This window comes from Mycobacterium sp. (genome assembly GCF_050701675.1).
GTDB lineage: Bacteria > Actinomycetota > Actinomycetes > Mycobacteriales > Mycobacteriaceae > Mycobacterium.
This window is the reverse complement of the sequence record NZ_JBOGDD010001042.1, coordinates 1-9,345: the sequence shown is the minus strand read 5'-3', so window position 1 is coordinate 9,345 and position 9,345 is coordinate 1. Positions and strand designations below refer to the sequence as shown.

Sequence of the window (9,345 nt, the reverse complement as noted above, 5' to 3'; positions counted from 1 at the left end):
GCGCCGAGCTGCATCACGAGCGCGGCGTCAGCCGGGGTGGCGATACCGCCCGCGCAGAACAGCGGCACGGGCAGCTCGCCGCGCTCGGCGACCTCGTGCACGAGCTCAACCGGCGCGCGCAGCTCCTTGGCCCAGCCGAACAGCTCGGCCTCGTCGGCCACGGTGAGCTTGCGGATGTCGCCCAGGATCGAACGCAGGTGGCGGACGGCCTCGACGATGTTGCCGGTGCCGGCCTCGCCCTTGGAACGGATCATCGCCGCGCCCTCGGTGAGCCGTCGCATCGCCTCGCCCAAGTTGGTGGCACCGCACACGAACGGGACGGTGAACTTCCACTTGTCGATGTGATTGGCGTAATCCGCCGGAGTCAGCACTTCGGACTCGTCGACGTAGTCGACGCCCAGGCTCTGCAGGATCTGCGCCTCGACGAAGTGACCGATCCGGGCCTTGGCCATCACCGGGATGGTGACCGCGGCGATGATGCCTTCGATCATGTCGGGGTCGCTCATTCGTGACACCCCGCCCTGGGCGCGGATGTCGGCGGGCACCCGCTCGAGTGCCATGGCCGCGACGGCTCCAGCGCCCTCGGCGATACGGGCCTGCTCGGGTGTGACGACGTCCATGATGACGCCGCCCTTGAGCATCTCGGCCATCCCACGCTTCACCCGCGCCGAACCGATCGTCTTGTCCTCTTCGTCAGACACGCTCACCTCATCAGCATTCGACGAAACTCACCGACACGTTGATCGCGAGACCACCCATCGAGGTCTCCTTGTACTTGGTCAGCATGTCCGCGCCGGTGACGCGCATGGTTTCCAGAACCTGGTCGAGACTGACCCGGTGGGTGCCGTCACCGCGCAGCGCCATCCTGGCCGCATTGATGGCCTTGCCCGCCGAGATCGCGTTGCGCTCGATGCAGGGCACCTGGACCAGTCCGGCGATGGGATCACACGTCAGCCCCAGGCTGTGCTCCATGGCGATCTCGGCGGCGTTCTCGGCCTGTTGCGGTGTCCCACCCAGGATTTCGGCCAGCCCCGCGGCGGCCATCGACGCCGCCGAGCCGACCTCGCCCTGACAACCGACCTCCGCGCCCGAGATCGACGCGCGTTCCTTGCACAGCGAACCGATCGCGCCTGCGGTTAGGAGGAAGCGCACGGCGGTGCCGTCCGGGTCGCGGACACCGGCCTTGGTGTAGTGCAGCGCATAGTGCAGCACGGCGGGGATGATGCCTGCCGCGCCGTTGGTCGGTGCGGTGACGACCCGTCCGCCGGAGGCGTTCTCCTCGTTGACCGCCAACGCGACGAGATTGACCCAGTCTTCGGCGAATTCGGGCTTGCGGTCCGGATCCTCGGCCTGCAACTGCTCGAACCAGCGGTGCGCGCGGCGGCGCACCTGCAGCACGCCGGGCAGCAAACCGTCGCGCCGCATGCCGCGATTCTGGCACTCGATCATCACGTCGCGAATGTGCAGCAGCCGGTCGCGGATCTCGGATTCGGGGCGCAGAGCGCGCTCGTGCGCGAACATGACGTCGCCCACCGACGACCCATGGGTCTCCGCCAGGGCGAGCAGTTCGGCTGCCGAACCGAACGACACCGCGCCCTGGCTCGGTGCGGCTGACTGCTGCCCGCTCTCCGCCTCGGTGACGACGAACCCGCCACCGATCGAGAAGTACGTCTGGCGGTGCACTTCGGCGTAATCGCCGGTGAACGCCGTCAACCGCATCCCGTTGGGGTGGAACGGAAGACTGGTCTGGGGGTGAAGGTTGATCTCGTCTTCGGCCAGGGCGATCGAGCGCTCGCCGCCGAGGCAGATCCGGCCCGTGTCACGAATGGCCTGCAGACGACCTTCCATGTCGTCGGTGTCGATCTCCTCCGGACGGCAGCCCTCGAGACCCAGCAGGACCGCGGGAAGGGTGCCGTGCCCTGCGCCCGTGGCGGCAAGGGATCCGTAGAGGTCGACGCTCACGCAGGTGACGTCCTCGAGCGCGGCCAGCACCCGCAGATTGTCGACGAACCGCGCCGCGGCACGCATCGGACCGACCGTATGCGAGCTAGACGGTCCGATGCCCACCGAGAACAGGTCGAACACGCTGATGGTCATGGTCCTACAGGCCCGGGTAGAGCGGGTATGCGTCGGCCAGCGAGCGCACCTGGGCGGCGAGTTCCTTAGTGTCGGAACCCTCGTCGGCGACCAGCGCACGGGCGATGAGGTCGGCGACGGTCGCGAAGTCCTCGGTGCCGAAGCCGCGGGCGGCCAACGCGGGCGTGCCGATGCGCAGCCCCGACGTCACCATCGGAGGGCGCGGGTCGAACGGCACTGCGTTGCGGTTGACCGTGATCCCGATGGCGTCGAGTCGATCCTCCGCCTGCTGACCGTCGATGGCGGCGTCCCGTAGGTCGACGACGACCAGGTGGACGTCGGTGCCGCCGGTGACCACGGAGATACCCGCCTCCTTGGCTTCTGCGGCGCTGAGGCGTTCGGCGATTATCCTGGCACCGTCGATGCAGCGCTGTTGACGTTCGACGAACTCGGGCTCGGCGGCCATCTTGAAGGCCGTTGCCTTGCCGGCGATCACGTGTTCCAGCGGGCCGCCCTGTTGACCGGGGAACACCGCCGAGTTGATCTTCTTGGCGATGTCGGCGTCATTGGTCAGGATGATGCCACCACGGGGGCCACCGAGGGTCTTGTGCGTCGTGGAGGTGACCACGTGCGCGTGGGGCACCGGCGAGGGATGCAGGCCCGTGGCGACCAGGCCGGCGAAGTGGGCCATGTCGACCATGAGGTATGCGCCCGCCTCGTCGGCGATCTCGCGGAACCGCGCGAAGTCCAGCTGTCGGGGGTAGGCCGACCACCCCGCGATGATGAGCTGCGGACGGTGTTCGCGCGCGGCGGCGGCGACCTCGTCCATGTCGATGAGGTAGTCCTTCTCCGAGACACCATAGGCGGCAACGGTGTACAGCTTGCCGGAGAAGCTGATCTTCATCCCGTGGGTGAGGTGTCCCCCGTGCGCCAGGGACAGTCCGAGAATCGTGTCGCCTGGCTTGATCAGAGCATGCATCACCGCGGCGTTGGCGGTGGCACCCGAGTGGGGCTGGACGTTGGCGTACCCGGCGCCGAAGAGCGCCTTGACGCGGTCGATCGCCAGCTGCTCGATGCCATCGACGTGCTCGCAGCCGCCGTAGTACCGACGTCCCGGATAACCCTCGGCGTACTTGTTGGTGAGCACCGAGCCTTGCGCCTGCATGACCGCCAGCGGTGCGTGGTTCTCCGAGGCGATCATCTCGAGACCGGTGCGCTGGCGCTGCAGCTCCTTGTCGATCAGGGTCGCGACGTCGGGATCGTATTCCGCCAGTTGCTGGTTCAGGACACTCATGCGTTCATCTCGTTCTTCTCGGCGTACTCGTTGGCGGTCAGGAGGGTTCCAGTGGCGGTCGCCTGCACGGCGAACAACCAGCCCTGGCCGTAGGGGTCTGCGGTGATGATGCTGGGGTCGCTCAGGACGGCGTCGTTGACCTCGACCACCCGGCCGCTGACGGGCGGATAGAGCTCGGACACGGTCTTGGTGGACTCGACTTCGCCGCACGACTCGCCTGCGACGATCTCGGCGCCCACCTCGGGCAGGTCGACGTAGACGAGCTCACCGAGTGATTCGGTGGCGATCGACGTGACGCCGACGCGCACCGGCCCGTCGGGCAGGTCGGCACCCGGTAGCAGCGAAACCCACTCGTGTTCTTCGGTGTAACCACGATCATCGGGGATGGCGGGGTTGGGCATGGTGGCTCCTTGAAGTATGCGGTCAGGACCGGCGGTAGAACGGGGTACGCGACACGGTGAACGGTTGTTTGGTGCCGCGGATGTCGACGGTCACCTCGGTGTCGGGCTCGGCGAACGCCGTGTCGAGGTAGGCGAGGGCCACGGGGTAGCCCAGTGTCGGGGACAGTGCGCCGGAGGTGACGGTGCCGATCGGTTCGTGGCCCGCGGGACCGTACAGCGTGTGTCCGGCGCGGGCGGCACGCCTGCCCGTGCCGACGAGCCCGACGAGTCGGCGCTCGATCGGCCTCTCGGAGGCCTGCCGCAACGCGTCTCTGCCCACGAAGGGCTTGTCCAGCTTCACCACGCGACCCAACCCGGCTTCGAAGGGGTTCGTCTCGCGGGTCAGCTCCTGACCGTAGAGCGCCATGCCCGCCTCCAGGCGCAGACTGTCGCGGCATGCGAGTCCTGCTGCGGTGCCGCCATGTTCGGTGGTGACCGACAGCAGTTCCTGCCACAGTCGGGTTGCCTGATGGTTGGGCACGTACAGTTCGAACCCGTCTTCGCCGGTGTAGCCGGTACGTGCCAGCAGGACGTCGATCCCGGCCACCTCCGCCGGGGTCGAGGCGTAGTACTTCAGGGACTCGACGAGCGACGCCTGCTCACCTGGGACGAGCCGGGTGACGATGTCCGCAGACTTGGGTCCCTGCACGGCGATCAGGGCCGTACCGCAGGACTGATCGTCGACCTCGACGTGGAGCCCCCTCGCCCTGTCGACGAGTTCACCGGACACGGTCGCGGCGTTGGACGCGTTCGCCACCACGAGGAACTCGTCTCCGGCGAGTCGGTAGACCACCAGGTCGTCGATGACTCCGCCGGCGGGGTCGCACAGCAGGGAGTACTTCGCCCAACCGACGGTGACCTTCGAGAGTTCGCCGGCCAAGGCGTGGTCGAGCAGGTCTCCCGCCTGGGTGCCCCTGATGTAGATCTCTCCCATGTGGGACAGATCGAACAATCCCGCGGTGGATCGGACGGCGTGGTGCTCGGCGAGTTCGCTGGAGTACTTCAGCGGCATCTGCCAACCGGCGAAGTCGGTGAAGTGAGCGTCGAGGGCTTGGTGTTCGGCCAGCAGTGGGGACACCGTCGTCGTCGTGGTGCTCATGCGAAGACCTCCTGGAGTTCGACGATCGGAGCCGAATCATCGTTTTTCTCAAAGGCTTCCGGTGGTGGGCAGGAGCAGACCAGATTGCGGTCGCCGTGCACGCCGTCGATCCGGCGCACCGGCGGCCAGTACTTCGCAGCCCGCAGGGACGCGACGGGGAAGGCGGCCAGCTGGCGCGAATAGGGCAGGTCCCAGTCGTCGGCGGTGATCTGCTCGGCGGTGTGGGGCGCTTGGCGCAGGGGGCTGCGTTCCAGTGGCCACACGCCCTCTCCGACGCGGTCGATCTCACTGCGGATCGCGATCATGGCGTCGATGAACCGATCGAGTTCACCGAGATCCTCGGACTCGGTGGGTTCGATCATCAGCGTCCCGTTCACCGGGAAGGAGAGCGTCGGCGCGTGGAATCCGTAGTCGATCAGCCGCTTTGCGACGTCTTCGGCGGTGACGCCGGTCTGCTTGGTCAGTATGCGCAGATCCAGGATGCACTCGTGTGCGACCAGGCCGGTGGGCCCGGTGTAGAGCACGGGAAAGTGCGCATCGAGGCGTGTCGCAAGGTAGTTGGCAGTGAGCACCGCCGACTTGGTCGCATCGGTCAGCCCGCGGGCGCCCATCAGCGCGATGTAGGCCCAGGTGATGGGCAGGATGCCCGCCGACCCGTGATTGGCCGCCGACACCGGACTCCCCGCCGTGCCGTCGCCAAGGGGGTCGCCGGGCAGGAACGGCGCCAGGTGCGCGCGTACCGCGACAGGGCCCACGCCGGGCCCGCCACCGCCGTGGGGGATGCAGAACGTCTTGTGCAGGTTCAGATGTGACACGTCGCCGCCGAACTCACCCGGTTTGGCTAGACCCACCAGCGCGTTGAGGTTCGCGCCGTCGACGTAGACCTGACCACCGGCCTGGTGGACGAGTTCGCACACGGTGCGCACGTCCTCCTCGTAGACGCCGTGCGTCGACGGGTAGGTCAGCATGATCGCGGCGACGCAGCCGTCGTGAACCTGCAGCTTGGCCTGTAGATCATCCAGGTCGATGTTGCCGTTGGCGGCGGTCGCCACCACCGCGACCCGCATGCCCGCCAGGACCGCCGAGGCGGCGTTGGTGCCGTGCGCCGACTGCGGGATGAGGCAGACATCCCTGTCGAATCCGCCGCGGCTTTCGTGGTAGGCCTTGATGGCGAGCAACCCGGCGAGCTCGCCCTGGGATCCGGCATTGGGCTGCAACGAGACATCGTCATACCCGGTGATCTCGGCCAGCCAGTTCTGAAGGTCGGCGATCAGCTTCTGGTAGCCCAGGGTCTGATCCCGGGGTGCGTGCGGGTGGATGCCCGCGAAGCCGGGCCAGCTGATGGGCTCCATCTCGACGGCGGAGTTGAGTTTCATGGTGCACGAACCCAACGGGATCATCGTGCGGTCCAGGGCGAGGTCCTTGTCCGACAACTTCCGCAAGAACCGCATCATGGCGGTCTCCGAGCGATGTGCGTGAAAGACGTCGTGCTGGAGGTACTCCGACGTGCGAAGCGCCGCGGTCGGCAGCTGCCACTCCAGGGCCCGCGGCTCGCGGCCACCGAACACGGCGTTGACCTTCGCCACCACGGACTCGGTGGTGCACTCGTCGCAGGCGATCGCGACGTGGTTCGCATCGACGAGACGCAGGTTGATGCCCGCGAGTTCGGCACGTTCGACGATGTCGCGCGCCTGGCCGGCGACACGGACCAGGACGGTGTCGAAGAACGCGTCGTGCACCACGTGGTGGCCCGCGGCGTGCAAGCTCGTCGCGATGGTCCTGGCGTGGGCGTGCACGCGTTCGGCAATGGCGCGCAACCCTTCTGGGCCGTGGTAAACCGCGTACATCGCCGCCACGTTGGCGAGCAGCGCCTGCGCGGTGCAGATGTTGCTGGTCGCCTTGTCACGTCGAATGTGCTGTTCGCGGGTCTGCAGCGTGAGCCGGTAGGCCGGGGCGCCGTCAGCGTCGATCGAGACCCCGACCAGTCGTCCTGGCAGCATCCGTTCCAGACCGCTGCGCACGGCCATGTACCCGGCGTGCGGTCCGCCGAAGAACAGCGGCACACCGAAGCGTTGCGCGGAGCCCACCGCGATGTCGGCACCCAGTTCACCGGGCGGCGTCAGCAGGGTCAACGACAGCAGGTCGGCGGCGACGGCGGTCAGCGCACCGCGCTCGTGCGCCGCGGTGATCAGCGGCCGAAGTTTGCGGACCACGCCGCTGGCACCCGGTGCCTGAAGGACGAGACCGAACAGATCCCCGTCGGGCAGGCCGTGTCCGAGGTCCGAGACGTGGACGTCGATACCGACCGCGGCAGCTCGCCCGCGAATCACAGCCAGCGTCTGGGGTAGGCATTCGGCGTCGACCACGATCCGGGCCACGTCGGACTTGGCCTTGTTGGCGCGACGCATGAGCAGGATTGCCTCCACCACGGCGGTGGCCTCGTCGAGCAGTGACGCCCCCGCCAGCGGAAGCGCCGTCAAATCCTCGATGACCTGCTGAAACGTCAGCAGCGCTTCGAGCCGGCCCTGGGAGATCTCCGGCTGATATGGGGTGTAGGCGGTGTACCAGGCCGGCGATTCCAGCATGTTGCGGCGCAGCACTGCCGGGGTGATGGTGTCGTGGTAGCCCAGCCCGATCATCTGCACGCGGGTGTCGTTCCGCTCGGCCAGCGCGCGCAGGTCGGACAGGACCCGCTGTTCGGATCGCGCGGCAGGCAGGGCCAGGACCTCGCGGTTTCGGATCTGCTGGGGAACCGCAGCGTCGATCAGAGCGTCGAGGGAGTCATATCCCAGGCTGTCGAGCATGTGCTGCGTCGCCGACGCAGTCGGACCGATGTGACGGGAGGGAAAATCGCCTGATAAAGCGGCGGATTGCGCCGTGACGCGAGGACTTGCTGACACAAGGTGGCTCCGGTTTCGACAGTGCCCGGACCGCACCGGACATCGCTAAAGGGACACCTCCCCGCTCTGTCCTGAAACCTGAGAGTCCGAGCACGCCTTTCGGCGGGCTCTACACCTTCGGTAAGTACCGGCCGTGTGACCAGTGCTGTTCTCCAGAGTTGCCTCCGCGCGGCGGTACTGGGGCCTGAGAGATTCCCGGGGAGGAATTTGCTCCTACGGCGCCTCCCGAAGGAGGTTCTCCCGCTGCGCATCAACGGCGTATTCAGTTGTGATGCGTGACGCTACACAGCGGGTGCGCGGTTTGTCACTACTCGATGTGAAAAGCGATGAGTCGCAACGACAGGAACCACTGGACGTCAATGCTGGTGGTGTGGCCAATGACTCGGGGCGTCAGCATCGACGCGACGCCCCCTGACCAACGTCGCGTCACGGGGGTCGTCGCCGGCGTGTGGAACGCAGAACCTCGTCCCAGGGCCTCTCCGGTTGCGGCGTGCGTCTCCACGGCCGAGATCTCCACGGCGATCATGGCAAGAGCCACCGATCGAGCGTCGACTGCAAGGTCGCCGTGAAATCCGTCTCGCGGGCCGCCCGTGCGAGCGCACCGGCGACGATCGGTGGAGGACGACCAATCCGACTGCGGGGCCCGTTGTATGCCTGCGAAGCGGCCGCGCCGAGATTCCGGGCGGCAATCCGAAGGCGTACAGCCACGAGTGCGATGCCACGGTGGCGAGCTCGGTGTTGGTCAAGTGGGCGAACAGTGCTCCCACGGTGTCGGCTTCGACCACCGGCTCGAAATCTGCTCCTTCAAAGGCCATGTTGGCGTCGATGATTCGTCGATTGCGCATCGCGGTCGTCAGAGTGCACCGTGGCTGTGTCGCCGCATCGGCCCAGCGGACCTCGTCCTGCCCCATCAACGGGTGGGATGAAGACGCGAGCAGTACGTACTGCTCGCGATAAAGCTCGATGCGCCGAAAGTCAGAGGGGATATCGTCGTCCAGGTACGTCAGACCGGCGTCGATCTCGAAGTTCGTCAACCGAGCGATGATCTCCCGGGACGAATTGGCTTCGATGCGGATCGATGCAGCCGGATTGTCGTGCAAAAATCGGGCAGTGAGCAGCGGACTCGATGGTATCGACGTAGGTATCGCACCCACGCGCGCGGCCGCCGTAAGCCGGCCCCTCATACGCTCGACATCGGCGAGGAGTTCATCGCGTTCAGCGAGAATGCGCTGAGCCCACGCCACGACACGAATGCCTTCGTCGGTGAAGCCTTCGAACCGCTGTGCTCGCAGAACCAGGCGTACGCCCAGTCCGCGCTTCAGACGTCGGATGGCCACCGACAAGGTCGGTTGACTGACGTTGCAGGCCAATGCCGCCCGACCGAAGTGCCTGGCCTTCGCGAGTGCCGCCAAGTATTCCAGCTGCTGCATCAAAACTTCGCTTCTCATCTGCGCTCCTTCATAGTCGCCGACTATCACAAGATGCCAGATCGTGAACGCGACGCCCTTGCCGGTCCATGTCAGCGTTGGTTACGGT

At 66.8% G+C, this 9,345-nt stretch carries 7 protein-coding genes and 1 riboswitch; all 7 genes read right to left on the bottom strand.

Features of this window, described 5'->3' with window-relative positions:
- The coding region (locus ACRDUX_RS31985) for a pyridoxal 5'-phosphate synthase lyase subunit PdxS (RefSeq protein ID WP_526420056.1) at positions 1–650 on the bottom strand (650 nt) is incomplete at its 3' end.
- A gap of 61 nt (positions 651–711) precedes the next feature.
- Positions 712–2,097, bottom strand: coding sequence for an L-serine ammonia-lyase (locus ACRDUX_RS31980; RefSeq protein WP_526420052.1), 1,386 nt, complete (start codon positions 2,095–2,097; stop codon positions 712–714).
- Positions 2,098–2,101: 4 nt separating this feature from the next.
- A complete protein-coding gene (gene glyA, locus ACRDUX_RS31975; RefSeq protein WP_526420050.1) occupies positions 2,102–3,370 on the bottom strand; it encodes a serine hydroxymethyltransferase in 1,269 nt (422 codons plus the stop codon).
- Positions 3,367–3,771 (bottom strand): glycine cleavage system protein GcvH, encoded by a 405-nt coding sequence (gene gcvH, locus ACRDUX_RS31970; protein ID WP_526420048.1) that lies wholly within the window; start codon positions 3,769–3,771, stop codon positions 3,367–3,369. The genes glyA and gcvH overlap by 4 nt, the downstream gene beginning before the upstream one ends.
- 22 nt (positions 3,772–3,793) lie before the next feature.
- Positions 3,794–4,909: a glycine cleavage system aminomethyltransferase GcvT gene (gene gcvT, locus ACRDUX_RS31965; RefSeq protein ID WP_526420046.1), complete on the bottom strand. Its 1,116-nt coding sequence runs from the start codon at positions 4,907–4,909 to the stop codon at positions 3,794–3,796.
- Positions 4,906–7,713: an aminomethyl-transferring glycine dehydrogenase gene (gene gcvP, locus ACRDUX_RS31960; protein WP_526420044.1), complete on the bottom strand. Its 2,808-nt coding sequence runs from the start codon at positions 7,711–7,713 to the stop codon at positions 4,906–4,908. Before gcvP ends, gcvT begins: the two co-directional genes overlap by 4 nt.
- Before the next feature lie 258 nt (positions 7,714–7,971).
- Positions 7,972–8,062: riboswitch (glycine riboswitch) on the bottom strand.
- A 103-nt stretch (positions 8,063–8,165) separates the two neighbouring features.
- Positions 8,166–9,239 carry a LysR family transcriptional regulator gene (locus ACRDUX_RS31955; protein ID WP_526420054.1) on the bottom strand — a complete coding sequence of 358 codons (1,074 nt, stop codon included), beginning with the start codon at positions 9,237–9,239 and terminating at the stop codon, positions 8,166–8,168.
- Positions 9,240–9,345 lie beyond the last annotated feature (106 nt).